This window comes from Streptomyces filipinensis (genome assembly GCF_014649495.1).
GTDB lineage: Bacteria > Actinomycetota > Actinomycetes > Streptomycetales > Streptomycetaceae > Streptomyces > Streptomyces filipinensis.
The window spans coordinates 52,409-68,640 of sequence record NZ_BMTD01000029.1; the positions used below are offsets into that span (position 1 = coordinate 52,409).

The window sequence follows — 16,232 nt, forward strand, 5'->3', positions numbered from 1 at the left end:
GAAGGCCTTGCCGAGGCCGTGGCGGACCCCCTGCCGGATCGTGGCGAAGCCGCCCGTCGGGGTCCGGGCGAGGCCCTTCCCGGGTCGCGGCGGTGAGGGATGTGCGGCGGCCGGTGCTGGTCAGATTCTGCTACTCATGAGTAACATGGCGGCATGAGCGCAGACCAGATGTCGATCGGCGAGATGCTCGCCGCCACCGTGCCCATGGCCCGGACGCTGAACCTGGAGTTCCTGGAGACCACCGCGGACCAGGCCGTGGTCTCCCTGCCGGACCAGGGCGCGTACCACAACCACGTGGGCGGGCCGCACGCCGGTGCGATGTTCACGCTCGGGGAGTCGGCCAGCGGGGCCATCGTGCTGGCCGCCTTCGGGGACCAGCTCTCCCGCGCGGTGCCGCTCGCCGTGCGTGCCGACATCGCCTACAAGAAGCTGGCGATGGGTGCCGTCACCGCGACCGCGACGCTGGGCCGTCCGGCCGCCGAGGTCGTCGCCGAACTGGACGCGGGGCAGCGCCCCGAGTTCCCGGTGACGATCGAGATCCGGCGCGCGGACGGCGCCGTCACGGGCGAGATGACCGTCGTCTGGACGCTGCGTCCCAACCAGCAGGACTGACACGGCACTTGGAGAGGGGCCCCGTGCGTGCGGGGCCCCTCTCGTCGTCCTCTCAGGCGGCCCGGCGGCCCTTCCGGGTGCCCCGCGCGCCGTCCTCCAGTTCCCGCACGAACTCCCTGAGCCAGTCGGCGAACCCGGGTCCGAGATCCGGGCGGGCGCAGGCCAGCCGGACCACCGTGCGCAGGTAGTCGGCCTTGTCGCCGGTGTCGTAGCGCAGACCGTCGAACACGACCCCGTGCACCGTGCCGTCCGTCGCGAGGTCCTGGAGGGCGTCGGTCAGCTGGATCTCGCCGCCGCGGCCCGGCGGGGTGCGCTCCAGGACGTCGAACACGGCCGGGTCCAGGACATAGCGGCCGATGACCGCGTACCGGCTCGGGGCGGCCTCGCGCGCCGGCTTCTCCACCAGCCCCGTCACCCGTACGACACCCTCCTCGCCGACGGGCTCCACCGCCGCGCAGCCGTAGAGGTGGACCTGTTCCGGGGCGACCTCCGTCAGCGCGACCACACTGCCCGCGTACCGCTCGCGGACCTCCAGCATGCGGCTCAGCAGGGTCTCGCGCGGATCGATCAGATCGTCACCCAGGAGTACCGCGAAGGGCTGGTTCCCGACGTGGTGGCGGGCGCACAGCACGGCATGGCCGAGGCCCAGCGGATCGCCCTGGCGGATGTGGTGGATGGCGGCGAGCCGCGCCGGATCGCGCACCGCGTCCAGGCGCACGGTGTCGCCCTTGGATGCCAGTGCCTGCTCCAGTTCGAAGGCGTGGTCGAAGTGGTCCTCGATCGCGCGCTTGTGCCGGCCCGTCACCATCAGGATGTCGTCGAGACCGGCCGCGGCCGCCTCCTCGACGACGTACTGGACGGCCGGCTTGTCGACGACCGGCAGCATCTCCTTCGGGGTGGCCTTGGTCGCGGGCAGGAACCGGGTGCCGAGCCCGGCGGCCGGAACGACCGCCTTGCGGACCGTGCGGGGGCCGGCGGGGGTCGCCGTGGAGTACGAAGCGATCATGCGGGCCATGGTGGCGGACCAGGATGAGAGCGCGCCCGGAGAATCATGGGAACCGGCTGTGGAAGTGATACCGCCGGTAACTCCCTTGAATTTCGGCGAGCTTGATGCCGAGTCAATCGAACTTCTTGTTTCCTGTCAGCCGCGTGTGCGAAGGTGAGCCTCCCCGCGGGAGGGTCGAGGTGGGCGTCGAACGCCACGGCCGGCCCTTTAGGTATGCACCAATTCGGCACTGCCTTCCGACAGGACGGCATTTTGTGTGCGGTCCTGCGGCTGGAAAGGAAATGGTTCCGTGCAGTCCCCTCACCCCCCACGCCCGCCGTACCCCCCGCTGCCCGGTCCGACCGGGGAGTCCGACCGCAACCTCGCCGCCCTGCTCGGCGGCCCGCACCCCGCCCGCCACCACGCCGTCGCCCTGCTGCTGGCCCGCCACTGGCGGGCCGCCCGCGACTACGCCGTGGTCTGTCTGACCTCTGCCTGTCCCACCGCCCACCTCGTGGCCACCGCCGCCTTCCACGACGTCCTCGGCCGCATGGCGGGCGGGGCGGTCGGCGGCGCCCTGCGCCCGCACCTGCTGGTCGCCGTCCGCGACATCGTCCGCGCCTGGGCGGACGACGACGCGGCCTGCGCGACCCTGCCGGAATTGCGCAAACCCGCCGGCGGTCGCGGACTGCGCGCGACAAAGCCCGGAACGCCGGAAAGGCGACAACTCGCCGAACGCGCATTCCGGGCCCTTCCCGCCGCCTCGCAATGCCTTCTGTGGCACACCGAGGTCGAAGCGGAGCCGATAAACATTCCCGCTGGTCTCCTGGGGATCGGCCCGGCCACCGCCGCGGCCGCCCTGGAGCAGGCCCGCGCGCAATTCCGCGCCGGTTGCGTACGCGCCCACCGGGAACTCGCGCCCTCCAGGGAATGCCGTTTCTACAACCGGCTCCTCGACGTTCCGATGCGCCGGGGCGGCACCCTGCTGCCGGATGTGCGGCGGCATCTGACGGTCTGCGCCTACTGCCGGCACGCCGCCGAGACCTTCGTGCTGTTCGACACCAGGCCGGGGCTCCTGCTCGCCGAGACCGTCCTCGGCTGGGGGGCCCGCCGCTACCTCGACTCCCGGCCGGCCCGCGACACCGCCGAGGAGGCGCCGCCCGCACCGGCCCCCGAGCCGGAGGGGGCCAGGACCGGCGGCAGGCACCGCACCGGGACCGGCGGACGCCACCGCACGGCCCTGGCCGTCGGCGTCGGACTGACCTCGCTCGTGCTGCTCGCCACCGTCCTCGTGGTCAGGAGCTGGTCCGACGACAACGCTGTCCCCGCGCCCGGCGCCACCTGGGGCGCCCCGGCCGGCCACACCACGCGCCCGGGTGGCGCCCGATCCGTCACCTCCCCCTCGGCCGGCGGCCCCGTGGAGGTGGCCCACGGCAGCCTGCGCGAGCTCGCCTCGGGCCGCTGCCTGGACGTGCGCGGGAACACCGTCGAGGCGGGCGCGGGCATCGCGCTCGCACCGTGCTCGCCGGCCGCCGCACAGTGGTCGTACCGGGACGACGGGCTGCTGCGCAGCGCCGCCGACCCGTCGTTGTGCCTGGACGCCGACCCCGCGTCGAAGAGTGTCGTGCTGGCCGGATGCGTCGTGCACGCCGGAGAGGTGGCCTACGACCTCACCGTGCGCGGCGAGATCCTGCTCCGCCGCCCCGGGGGCCTCGCGCTCGCTGCGGACTCCGGTTCCTCCGCCCGTGTCGGGCTGGCGGCGCGCGACGGCTCGCCGGAACAGCGCTGGGTGCTGGAACCTGGTGGGGGCGGGCTGCGGCGGCCTGACGCGGCGCCGGGCGGGCCGGGCGATCCGGACGGTGCCGGTGCTCCAGACGGTCCCGGTGCTCCGGGCGGGGCCCGGGGAACGGGCGGCGCGGGCACGCCCGGGAACTGGAAGCCGGGGCACGTGCAGGGACGCGCCGACGGGGCGCCGCATGCGGCCCTTTCACGGGGACGGGCGCCGCAGGCGGATCGTTCCCGGAGGCAGAACGGTGACGGGGGAGCGCCGGGGGAGTCGGGAGCGGTGCACGAGACCCGGATCGCCCCGGTCCGCGCCGACCACGGCCGGCGACGGCCCGGGGCGGTGCCGCCCGGCGCGGCGCTGCGCACTCTGCGCGACGCCCTTCGGCCGGGCGCGGTACACGGCGTACCGCGGCCGGACGCGGTGCGCCTGCCGCCGCCGGACCCCGGCGCCGTCATCGCCGTACCGGCGGCCGTGGGCAGGCGGCTCGGCTGATCCGCCGCGGGCCGTCTCCAGGCGCCCGGCCCTGTTCGGGCCACGGCGCCTGCGGCATACGGAATTTACAGACGACGCGTGAATGTCCCGGCGCGCCCCGCACGGACGGGCGCACGGCGCGACAGGCAGCCGCTTTGCCGGGGTTGTGAGGGTGTGGCGCGTGGGCCCGGGTGGTCACGCGCCCACACCCGTGAGGGGAATGACCGCGTTTCCCGGCCCTTGCGCGGAATTCGTCCCGCTGGCCGAAACGGTGTCACCGCGCGCGAAAAGGACGCGTCGTTATTGACCCGTGAGTAAGCCGGGGCTAGGTTCCGGTGGCCTCGCACCAGAGCGTTCCGCCGCACACACCCCCACCGTGCTGTCTCGCCGACCGTGCCGGAGCAACATGACCTCGCCTGTGCGCGCCCACGAACTCGTCCTGTGCCTCACTCCCTTCGCGGCGCCCGACGCCGCTCTGGCCACAGCCGCCTGCGCCGCCGGCGCACTCGGCATCCTCGACCTGGGCACCGGCGACCGAAGATCCCGGGAGGAGCTGTCGCGGCTGAGACGGGCCGCCCCGGGACCCTTCGGCCTGCGGGTGACCGGCCGCTGCGCCCTGACCCCGGCCGAGACCGGCGACGCCCCCGACACCGTGGTCCTCACCCCGGACGCCCCCTGGAGTCCTGTCGAACTCCCGCCCTCCTGCCGGGTGTTGGCGGAGGTCACGGACATCGGCCAGGCGCATGCCGCCGTACGTGCCGGTGCCCAGGGGCTGATCGCCCGGGGCGGGGAGAGCGGTGGCCGGGTCGGCGAGCTGAGCACCTTCGTGCTGCTGCAGCAGCTGCTGTCCGACGAGGAGTCGGGCCGTGTCCCCATCTGGGCCTGCGGCGGCATCGGGCCGCGCACGGCTGCCGCCGCCGTGGCCGGCGGTGCCGCCGGGGTCGTCCTCGACAGCCAGCTGGCCCTGCTCGCCGAATCGGGCCTCTGCGAGACGGTCCGGCAGGTGCTGCGCTCCCTGGACGGCTCGGAGACGATGCTGCTGGGCGGGCACCGGGTACTGCGCCGCCGCGGACCGGACGCCCCGGAGCCGCCCACCGACGCTCCCGAGGCGGTCGCGGCCCTGCTGGGCGCCCATGACCTGCGCCATCAACTCCTGCCCGTCGGCCAGGACGGCTTCCTCGCCGCCCGGTTCGCCGAACGGTGGCGGGACGTGCGAGGGGTGGTGGACGGGGTGTCGGCCGCGATCCGGGAGGTGCTGGTGGCGGCGGCACCGGCGGGCACCGGGTCCGCTCCGGTGCCGGGACCGGACGTGGACGGGGTGAGTCCCGCGCGGGCGCTGCGCCCCGGATCCGCGATGAGCCGGGCGCTCGGGACACGGTTGCCGGTAGCCCAGGGGCCGATGACCCGGGTCAGTGATCAGGCGGGTTTCGCGGCTGCCGTCGCCGAGGACGGGGCGCTGCCCTTCCTGGCGCTCGCCCTCGCCGACGGGGACCGCGCCCGGGCGATGCTGACCGAGGCGCGGGCCGTGCTCCACGGGCGCCCCTGGGGCGTCGGCGTCCTCGGCTTCGCCCCCGAGGACATCAGAAGTGCCCAGCTGGACGCCGTTCGGGAACTGCTGCCCACCCACGCGATCATCGCGGGCGGACGGCCCGCACAGGCCGAGGCGCTGGAGCGGGCCGGGATACGCACCTTCCTGCACGTGCCCTCGCCGGGGCTGTTACGGCAGTTCCTGGCCACCGGTGCGCGCCGGTTCGTCTTCGAGGGCTCCGAGTGCGGCGGGCACGTCGGACCCCGCGCATCCTTCCCGCTGTGGGAGGCCCAACTCGCCGTCCTGCAGGACTTCCTGGCCGAGGCCGACCCGGAGACCGCACCCCAGCTGGAGGTCTTCTTCGCGGGTGGTGTCCATGACGAGCGGTCGGCGGCGATGGTCGCCGCACTCGCCGCCCCGCTCACCGAGCAGGGCGTGGCGGTGGGCGTCCTCATGGGAACCGCCTACCTGTTCACCGAGGAGGCTGTCGCCCGCGGCGCCATCCGGCCCCTCTTCCAGCGGCAGGTCCTCACCGCGACCGCGACCGCCCTGCTGGAGACCGCGCCGGGCCACGCGACCCGCTGTGTGCCCAGCCCCTTCACCCACGACTACCGGCGACGCGAGGGCGAATTGCGGGCGCGCGGCATGCCCGACCGCGAGATCTGGGAGACCCTCGAACGCCTCAACGTGGGCCGACTGCGCGTCGCCAGCAAGGGAGCCGAGCGCGCGGGAGACGGATCGCTGCGGGAAGTCGGGGAGGAACGGCAGCTCACCGACGGGATGTTCATGGCGGGCGAGGTCGCCGTCCTGCGCTCGGCGACCACCACGGTGGCCGCCCTGCACCGTTCGGTGACCGACGGAGCGGCCGGCTTCCTCAGCACGCGCGCCGCCCACGCCGGTGTGCCGCGACCCCGTACCGCCTCCGAGCCGGCGCCGCCCGCGCCGCTCGACGTCGCGATCATCGGCATGGCCTGCATGTTCCCGCAGGCCCCCGACCTCGCGGCCTTCTGGGCCAACATCGTCACCGGACGCGACGCCGTCACCGAGGTGCCGCCCGAGCGCTGGGACCCGGCCGTGCACCACACCGCCGGAAGCACGGCGTCCACCTGGGGCGGCTTCCTGCCCCGCATCCCCTTCGACCCCCTGCGCTACGGCATCCCGCCCGCGTCCCTCGGCAGCATCGAACCCGTTCAACTGCTGTCCCTGGAGGCCGCCCGCCGGGCGCTGGAGGACGCCGGATACGGCGAACAGGGAGGGGCGTTCGACCGCACGCGGACCTCCGTGGTGTTCGGCGCCGAGGCCGGCAGCGACCTGTCCAACGCCGTCACCCTGCGTGCCGTCCTCCCCTCGTACTACGGCAAGGTCCCCGACGGCATCGAGGAGCAGCTGCCCCGGCTGACCGAGGACTCCTTCCCCGGCATGCTCGCCAACGTCATCTCCGGCCGGATCGCCAACCGGCTGGACCTCGGCGGCGCCAACTTCACCGTCGACGCCGCCTGCGCGTCCTCCCTGGCCGCCCTCGACGTGGCCTGCAAGGAACTCGTCTCCGGAACCAGCGACCTCGTCCTGTGCGGCGGCGCCGACCTGCACAACGGCATCAACGACTTCGCCCTGTTCTCCTCCGTCCACGCGCTCTCGCCGACCGGACGCTCCCGCGCCTTCGACGCCCTCGCCGACGGCATCGCCCTCGGCGAGGGCGTGGCCTGTGTGGTCCTCAAACGGCTCGCGGACGCCGAACGGGACGGCGACCGGATCTACGGCGTGGTCAAGGGCCTCGGCTCCGCCAGCGACGGCCGCTCCCTCGGCCTGACCGCACCCCGTCCCGAGGGCCAGCGGGCCGCGCTGGAGCGGGCCTACCGCAACGCCGGTGTCTCACCCGCCGACGTCGGCCTCGTCGAGGCGCACGGCACCGGGACCGTCGTCGGCGACCGCACCGAACTCACCGTACTCGCCGCGGTGTTCACCGAGGCGGGAGCGCGGAGCGGCGGCTGCGCGCTCGGCTCGGTCAAGTCGCAGATCGGGCACACCAAGTGCGCCGCCGGACTCGCCGGCCTGATCAAGACCGCCCTCGCCCTGCACACCGGGGTCACCCCGCCCACCCTGCACCTCAAGCGGCCCAACCCCGCCTGGGTGGAGGCCGGCAGTCCGTTCGTCTTCCACACCCGCGCCCGCCCCTGGACGGCACCGGCCGCCGAACGCCTCGCCGGGGTCAGCGCGTTCGGCTTCGGCGGCACCAACTTCCACGCGGTCCTGGCCGCACACGCCGACGCCGCACCGCCCCGCCAGGCCCTCGACGCGTGGCCGGCCGAGCTGTTCCTCTTCCGGGGCCGGGACACGGAGGCCGCCCACCGGCAGGCCGCGGACATCCTCCGGGCCGCCGAGGCCGACGGCCGCCCCTGGCGCCTGCGTGACCTCGCCCTCGCCGCGGCCCACCGCGCCGACACCTCCGACGCACCGGTACGGGCCGCGATCGTGGCGCGCGACCCCGGGGAACTCACCGCGCAGCTGCGACGGCTCCTGGCCGGCGAGCGCGATCCGGCCGCCGGGATCCACGTCGCCGACCCCGTCGAGGGCGAGATCGCCTTCCTCTTCCCCGGCCAGGGCAGCCAGCGCCCCGGTATGCTCGCCGACCTCCTCGTCCACCTCCCCGGGCTGCGGCACTACCTGGACCTCGGCCGTGCGTACGCCGACACCGTCCACCCGCCGGCCGCCTTCGACGACACCGCCCGCGAACGGCACCGGGCCGCCCTCACCGACACCAGGAGCGCACAGCCCGCCCTCGGCATCACGGGCCTGGCCGCCCACGCCTTCCTCACCTCGGCCGGGATCCACCCCGACCAGGCCGCCGGGCACAGCTACGGAGAACTGGCCGCCCTGGCCGCGGCCGGCGCACTCGACCCCGAGACCCTGCTGGAGCTGAGCGCCGAGCGGGCCGGTGCGATCCTGGCCGTGGCCGGCGACGACCCGGGCACCATGGCCGCCGTCGGCGCCGCCGCCGAGACCGTCGTACACACCCTGGACACGGCCGGAGCACCCGCCTCGGTCGTCGTCGCCAACCTCAACTCACCGGAACAGACGGTCATCTCGGGACCCACGGCGGACATCGAGACGGCCGTACGACTCCTGGGAGCGGCCGGGCTCGGGGCGCGGCGCATCCCCGTGGCCTGTGCCTTCCACAGCCCGCTCGTGGCCGCGGCGGGGGAACGATTCGCCAAGATCCTCGCGGACAAGACCGTCCGCGCACCCGAGTTCCCCGTGTGGGCCAACCGCACCGCCGCGCCCTACCCACCGCACCCCGCCGGGGTGCGCGCCGAACTCGCCGCCCAGATCGGCGCCCCGGTCGCCTTCGCCGCCCAGATCGAGGCGATGTACGAGGCCGGCGCGCGCGTCTTCGTGGAGGCGGGCCCCGGCACGGTCCTCACCCGGCTGGTCGCACGGATCCTCGGCGACCGCCCGCACCGCACGGTCGCCTGCGAGCCGAGCGCCGACAGCGGACTGCGCGGCTGGCTCGACGCCCTCGCCCGACTCGCCGTGGCCGGACAGCCGGTGCGCACCGCCTGGCTGCTGCGAGGCCGTGACGCCGTCGACGCGCTGCGCACCCCGGCGCCGCCGCGGCCCGGCTGGACGGTCGACGGGCACCTCGTCCGCACCGCCGACGGAGCACTCCTGCCCGGTGCCCTCGCACCGGCCCGACGAGTCGTGGAGACGACCGTGACCACCGACCAGCCGTACGGCGCCCCGGCCGACCGGGACGCGCTCATCTCCGAATTCCTGCGCAGCAGCCGGGAGATGATCGCCGCCCAGCGCGATGTCCTGCTCACCTACTTCGGCGCCACACCGGGCGCCACGGCACCGGCGCCCGTCGCACCCGTGCCGCCAGGGCGGCCGACGGCACCCGTACTGCCGCAGGTGCCCGCCCCGTCGTACGAGCAGGGCGGTGCGGAGCCGGTGGATGCCGAGCGCGTGGACGTGGCGCCGGTGGACGACGTGGAACGGGTCGTCCTGGAGATCATCAGCGAACGCACCGGCTACCCCGTGGACATGATCGAACCCGACCTCGACCTGGAGGCGGACCTCAGTATCGACTCCATCAAGCGAGCCGAGATCGCCGGCGAGCTCGCCAGACGCCTGGGCATCGCCGGCGGCGCCGACGTCCTGGACGACGCCGAACTGGAGGAGCTGGCCAAGGCCCGTACCGCGGCGGCCGTGACGCGCTGGCTGACGGCACGGGTGGGCGCGCACACCGGCACCGGGAACGGGCTGCCGCAGGCGCCGTACGGCACCGAGGGGAGCGGGGCGTCCGAAAGGCAGACCGAGCGGTCCTCCCCGGGCACCGGGAGCGGGCAGCTCGGGGCGCCGTACCCCGCCGACGCAAGAGGGCGGGAGCAGGAGAGCACCGGGCCGGTGCCCGCCCCGGTCCTCGGGGTGCCGCCCCAGCGGTGCGAGCTGCGAGCCGTGCCGCTCGCGGAGCCGGCCCCCCAGGCCGCCGACGACCCCGGCCTGACCGGCCGGCGCTTCGCCCTGCTGGGGGACGGTGAGGGCGCGGCGGCCGAGGTCGTGGCACGGCTCGCCGCGAACGGCGCCGACGCCGTGGTCCTCGACCGGGGTCACCTCCTCACCACCGCCGACGGCCCCGTCGACGGGGTCGTGTACCTCGGCGCGCTGCCCGGCCCCGGCCTCCCGGTGCTGCCGGACGCCTTCCCGGTGCTCCGGGCGGCGCTCGGGTGCGGCCCGCGCCGGCTGCTCGCGGTACGGGCCGCCGACCGGACGGCGTCGCTGCGGGCCGCGGGCCTGGACGGGCTGTTCCGCAGCATCGCGCGTGAGTACCCGGACCTGCTCGCCCGCGTCGTCGGTGTCGTGGACACCGCCCCCGCAGCCGTCGCCGACGCCGTGCTCGCCGAGCTGCGCGCCCTCGAACCGGCCCCCGTCGTGCTGCGTACGGCGGCCGGAGCCCGGCAGGTGCCCGTGCTGGTGCCCGCACCCCTGGGCCCCCTCGCCACCACCGGATCCGGACCCGCGGCGGACGGCGCCGCCGAGGCGGCCGCGCTCGGCCTCGACCGGGACGCGGTGGTACTGCTCGTCGGCGGCGCCCGGGGCATCACCGCGAGGTTCGCCGCCACCCTGGCCGGCGCCTGCCGGTGCCGTGTCGAGCTGCTGGGCCGTACGCCCGCACCCACCGCGCCCGAGGACCCGCGCACCGCCGGCGCGCGCACCCCCGTCGAGCTGCGGGCGGCGCTCGCCGCGGCACCCGGCGCACCCGGGCCCGCCGGGATCAACCAGGCCGCCGGACTGCTCCTCGCCCAGCGGGAGATCACCACGACCCTCGGGGAACTCGGCGCGCTCGGCAGCGCGGCCCGCTACCGCTCGGTCGACTTCCGGGACCGGGACGCCGTCCTGCAGGCGGTCAAGGAGATCCACGCCGAGCACGGCCGGCTCGACGGAGTCGTCTTCGCCGCCGGGGTGATCGAGGACCGGCTGATCGCCGACAAGACCCCCGAGTCGTTCCAGCAGGTGTACGGCACGAAGACGGCCGGGGCCGGCGCGCTGTTCGCCGCCCTGGACGACCTGCCCGGCGAGCCCGCGTTCACCGTGCTGTTCGGCAGCGTCGCCGCCGTGCTCGGCAACCGCGGCCAGGCCGACTACGCCGCCGCCAACGACGCCCTGGAAGCGCTCGGCGCCGACCGGGCCGCCCGCACGGGCGCCCGCGTACTGACCGTCCACTGGGGCCCCTGGGCACCGTCCGGGACACACGGCGGCATGGTCGGCGCGGAACTCGGGCGCGAGTACGCCCGGCGGGGCATCGGACTGATCGACCCGGACGAGGGCACCGCGGCCCTGCTGCGGGAACTCGCCTGGGGCGAGCCGTCGGCCCGTGCCGTCGTCTACACCGCGTCGGGCTGGTGACATGACGGGACGTCACCTGCCGGTGGCCGTCACCGGGATGGCGGTGCTGCTGCCCGGCGCCCCCGGCCTCGACGCCTACTGGCGGAACCTGCGCGACGGTGCCGACGCGATCCGGGAGGTCCCCGCGGACCGCTGGGACGCCGCCTACTACCGGCCCGGCCCGCCCGCCGGGAGCGCCGCCGGCCAGGTGTACTGCCGGCGCGGCGGCTTCGTGGACGGCCTGGCCGAGATCGACGTCACCCGGTACGGCATCATGCCCGCCTCGGTACCCGGCACCGAGCCCGACCAGCTCATCGCCCTCGACGTGGCCGCCGCCGCGCTCACCGACGCGGGCGGCGAGGACCGGCTCCCGCCCCGGGACCGGATCGGGGTGGCCCTGGGCCGCGGCGGCTATCTCACGCCGGGCCTGGCCCGCCTCGACCAGCGGGTGCGCACCGCCGGACAGCTGACGCACACCCTGGGCGAGCTGTTACCCGACCTCACCGCCACCCAACTCGCCCGGATCCACGCGGCGTTCACCGAACGGCTCGGCCCCGACAGCCCGGAGTCCGCGATCGGCCTGGTGCCCAACCTCGCCGCCTCCCGCATCGCCAACCGGCTCGACCTGCGCGGCCCCGCCTACACCGTGGACGCCGCCTGCGCCTCCTCCCTGGTCGCCGTCGACCAGGCGGTCACCGAACTCGCCACCGGCCGCTGCGACCTGATGCTGGCCGGGGGAGTGCACCACTGCCACGACATCACCCTCTGGAGCGTCTTCGCCCAGTTGCGCGCCCTGTCCCCGACCCAGCGCATCCGCCCCTTCCACCGCGACGCCGACGGCATCCTCATCGGGGAGGGCACGGGCGTCGTCGTACTGAAACGGCTCGCCGACGCGGAACGCGACGGCGACCGCGTGTACGCCGTGATCCGCGGCACGGGCGTGGCCGGTGACGGCCGCACCGCGGGGCTCGTCTCACCCGATCCGGGCGGCCAGGCCAGGGCCGTGCGGCAGGCCTGGCGGGCCGCCGGACTCGACCCCGCCGCACCGGACTCGCTCGGCCTGCTGGAGGCACACGGCACCGCCACTCCCGCCGGGGACGCGGCCGAACTCGCCACGCTCGCCGACGTGTTCGGGCCCCACCCGGACCACGGCGCCGACGACGCCGCGCGCCCGGTCCTCGGCTCGGTGAAGTCGATGATCGGCCACACCATGCCGGCCGCCGGGGTCGCCGGACTGGTCAAGGCCGTCCTCGCCCTCCACCACGGCACCCTGCTGCCCACCCTGCACTGCGACACCCCCCACCCCGCGCTCGCCGCCACCCGCTTCCGCACCCTGGACCACGCCCGTCCCTGGGAGGCCGGCCCACGACAGCCGGTCCGCCGAGCCGCCGTCAACGCCTTCGGCTTCGGCGGGATCAACGCCCACGTGGTGCTGGAGGAAGCACCGGGCAGCCGTTCCGTGCCGCGTACGCGCTCCCGGCCCGCCCCCGCTTCCGTGCGGGTCGGCGAGCCCGAGCGGATCCTGCTGCTCGCCGCCGGCAGTGTGGCGGACCTCGCCTCGCTACTGCACGCCGACGACCCGGCCGTCCTCGGCGCCGGTCTCGACCCGGCCCGCGCGCACCCCGACGCCGGGCCGGTCCGGCTCGGGATCGTCGAGCCGACCGCCAGACGGCTCGCGCTGGCCCGCCGCGCCGTCGCCAAGGGGCGCGCCTGGCAGGGGCGCGGCGATGTGTGGTTCCGCCCGGGGCCGCTGCTCGGGCGGACCGGCGGCCGGCTCGCGTTCGTCTTCCCCGGCCTCGAAGGCGACTTCGCGCCCCGCACCGACGACATCGCCGCCCACTTCGGCCTCACCCCGCCGACCGGCACACACGTCCGGGTCGGTGACGTCGCGCGGCACGGCTTCGGGGTCGTCGGCGTGGGCCGGCTGCTGGACCAGGCGTTGCGCCGGATGGGTGTCGTACCGGACGCGGTGGCCGGGCACAGCGTCGGCGAGTGGACGGCCATGGTGGCGGCCGGACTGTACGCAACCGGGCAAGTCGACGCCTTCATGGCCGAGTTCGACCCCGACGCGGTCACCGTCCCCGGACTCGCCTTCGCCGCCCTCGGAACCTCCGCCGCCCATGTCCGCGACGCGCTCGCCGAGTCCTGGGCGGACTCCGGGATCGTGCTCTCCCACGACAACGCGCCCCGCCAGTCCATGGTCTGCGGACCCGGCACGGCCGTCGAGGAGTTCGTGCGGTCCCTGCGCGCGCAGGGGGTGATCTGCCAGGTACTGCCCTTCCGCTCCGGCTTCCACACGCCGATGCTGGAGCCGTACCTCGCGCCCATCGCGGAGGCCGCCGACCGCCTCCGCCTCCAGCCGCCGACCGTACCGGTGTGGTCCGGGACGACCGCCGCGCCCTTCCCCTGGGACGAGCGGGCGGTGCGCGAGCTGTTCGTACGGCACCTGCTGGAACCCGTCCGCTTCCGCGAGCTGACCGAGGCGCTCTACGCCACCGGGCACCGCGTCTTCGTCCAGGCCGGCCCCGGCCGGCTCACCTCCCTGATCGGCGACACCCTCGGAGAGCGCGACCACCTGGCCGTCGCCGCCAACACGCCCGAGCGCAGCGGTATGTCCCAACTGTGCCGTGTGACGACGGCGTTGTGGGCCGCCGGGGCGCCCGTGACGCCCGCGGTGCCGGCGCCCACCGCGGGGCCGCCCGTCGCGCCGGCCCACCGGCGCCACCCCGTCCGGCTCGACCTCGGCGCCGCCCTGGTCTCGCTGGACGGGCCCCTGCTCGACGAACTCCGCACGGAACTGCACGCGGGGCCCCATGCCGTGCACCCGACTCCTCCGGCCCACGTGCGACCAGCCACCGTGCACACGGGGCCTCCGGCCGCCCCGGCGTCACACGGCCCCGGACCGGTTGCCCCGCACCGCATGCCGGCGGACCACGCGGGAACACCGGCCGCGCACCCGGCCCGCCTGAGATCAGCCCCCGCGCACCGCTCGACACCGCCGGCCGTGCCGCTCGCGCCTCCGGGGCACCCGGCACCGAACGTCGCACCAGCTCCACCCCCGAGCCCCCCGAGCGAACCGGGCCTCGGCGAACTCGACGGGCTCGTCGCGCGCTTCCCTGCCGCCGCCGAGCTGGCCGCGCTGCTGCGGGACACCGCGGACACGGCGGCGCAGCTGATCAGCGCCGCCCACCGCAGGACCCCCGGCGCCGCCGCACCCGCTCCCGCAGGGCCCACCGCGACCACCCTCACCGTCCACGTCTCCCCTGACACCATGCCGCACCTCCTGGACCACTGCTTCTTCCCGCAGCGCCCCGGCTGGCCGGACGTGGCGGACCGCTGGCCGGTGGTCCCGGCCACCACGATCGTCCAGCACATGATGGACGCGGCGGAGAGGGCGGCACCCGGCCTGCGGGCGATCGCCGTGCACGAGGCCCGCTTCGACCGCTGGCTCACCGCCACACCCCCCACCGACCTGCAGATCACCGTCACCCCGGCCCCTGGCCACCCTCGCCCCCTGACCGCCCCCGCCTCCGGCCGCCCCGTCACCGCCCCGCCCGCCGGGCACTCCCACCGCGTCACCGTCGCCTTCGGCGCCACGGCGCGCGCTGTCGTCGAGCTCGCTCCGGGGCACCCGGTTCCGCCCCCGGCCAGTCCCCTCGGGGACGCCCCCGAGTGCCGTCCCGAGCACACCGCGGCCCAGCTCTACCGCGATCGCTGGATGTTCCACGGCCCCGGTTTCCAGGGCCTGACCGAGCTCACCGCCATCGGTGAGCGGCACATCCGTGGAATGATCACCGTGCCCGCCGCCCCCGGTGCCCTGCTCGACAACGTGGGGCAGCTCCTCGGCTACTGGATCATGGCGACCCGCAGCGAGCGGACCGTCGTCTTCCCGGTACGGATGCGGCACATGCGGTTCCACGGCCCGCACCCGGCCCCCGGCACGGAGGTCGGCTGCGTGCTGCGGATCACCTCCCTCACGGACACCGTCCTGGAGGCCGACGCGGAGCTGACCGTCGGCGGCAGGGTGTGGGCCGTGATCGGCGGCTGGCAGGACCGTCGCTTCGACAACGACCCGACCACCCGGCCCGTGGAACGCTTCCCCGACCGCCACACCCTGTCCCAGGCCATGCCCGGCGGCTGGGCGCTGGTGCACGAACGCTGGCCGGATCTCGCCTCCCGAGAGCTGATCATGCGCAACTCGCTCGGTGGCGCCGAGCGCGCCGAGTACGCCGCCCGCCCACCGCGCGGCCGCCGGCAGTGGCTGCTCGGCCGCATCGCCGTCAAGGACGCCGTACGGCAGTGGCTCTGGCAGCACGGCGAGGGGCCGCTCTTCCCGGCGGAACTGCGGGTCCACAACGACGAGCTGGGGCGCCCGTGCGTCACCGGCGTGCACGGCCGCGACCTGCCCCCACTGGACGTCTCGCTCGCCCACCGCGCCGAGTCGGGCGTGGCGATCGTCCGGCCGCACACCCCGCGGCCCGGTCCCGGCATCGACATCGAGGAGGTCACCGAGCGCGATCCGGCGACCCTCGCCACCGCGCTCGGCCCGGCCGAGCTGCGCCTGCTGCGCGCCCGCGCGGCGGACGCCCCGGATCTGCAGGCCCTGTGGTTCACCCGGTTCTGGGCCGCCAAGGAGGCGGTCGCCAAGGCCGAGGGCGTGGGATTCGGTGGCCGGCCACGGGACTTCGCGGTGCTGCAGACGGCCCCGGACGGCAGCCGGCTGCTCGTCTCCGGGCGCCTGGAACGCGTCTACACCGTGCACTGCGCGCCGGCGGCCAATCCGCCCGCCCTGCCCGACCGCGCCTACGTGGTGGCCTGGACGACCGGGCCCGGAGCCGACGACGAACACCCCCGCGACGCAGCCGAGGAGCACCCCCGATGAACCCCAGCCACCCGGTCCCGACGAACCCCGCCCACCCGGCCCCCGCCGCACCCGCCCACCCGGGCCCCGCCGCACCCGCCCACCC

The 16,232-nt window shown here is 75.6% G+C and carries 5 protein-coding genes; 4 read left to right on the forward strand and 1 reads right to left on the reverse strand.

The features are described from left to right. Nucleotides 1-153: 153 nt before the first annotated feature. Nucleotides 154-612, forward strand: coding sequence for a DUF4442 domain-containing protein (locus IE244_RS38350; protein ID WP_229854697.1), 459 nt, complete (start codon nucleotides 154-156; stop codon nucleotides 610-612). A 52-nt stretch (nucleotides 613-664) separates the two neighbouring features. Here the strand turns inward: IE244_RS38350 and galU are convergent, their stop codons facing one another. Continuing rightward, nucleotides 665-1,618 (reverse strand): UTP--glucose-1-phosphate uridylyltransferase GalU, encoded by a 954-nt coding sequence (gene galU, locus IE244_RS38355; protein ID WP_191878199.1) that lies wholly within the window; start codon nucleotides 1,616-1,618, stop codon nucleotides 665-667. 289 nt (nucleotides 1,619-1,907) lie between these two features. Here galU and IE244_RS38360 point away from each other — a divergent pair, with 289 nt between their 5' ends. The 3 genes from IE244_RS38360 to IE244_RS38370 all read left to right on the forward strand — a co-directional run bounded on the left by IE244_RS38360 (nucleotide 1,908) and on the right by IE244_RS38370 (nucleotide 16,147). Next, nucleotides 1,908-3,875 (forward strand): RICIN domain-containing protein, encoded by a 1,968-nt coding sequence (locus tag IE244_RS38360; protein WP_191878200.1) that lies wholly within the window; start codon nucleotides 1,908-1,910, stop codon nucleotides 3,873-3,875. Nucleotides 3,876-4,260: 385 nt separating this feature from the next. After that, nucleotides 4,261-11,286 carry a type I polyketide synthase gene (locus IE244_RS38365; RefSeq protein ID WP_191878201.1) on the forward strand — a complete coding sequence of 2,342 codons (7,026 nt, stop codon included), beginning with the start codon at nucleotides 4,261-4,263 and terminating at the stop codon, nucleotides 11,284-11,286. Between the two features lies 1 nt (nucleotide 11,287). Then, nucleotides 11,288-16,147, forward strand: coding sequence for a type I polyketide synthase (locus IE244_RS38370; RefSeq protein WP_191878202.1), 4,860 nt, complete (start codon nucleotides 11,288-11,290; stop codon nucleotides 16,145-16,147). The last annotated feature ends 85 nt before the right edge of the window (nucleotides 16,148-16,232 follow it).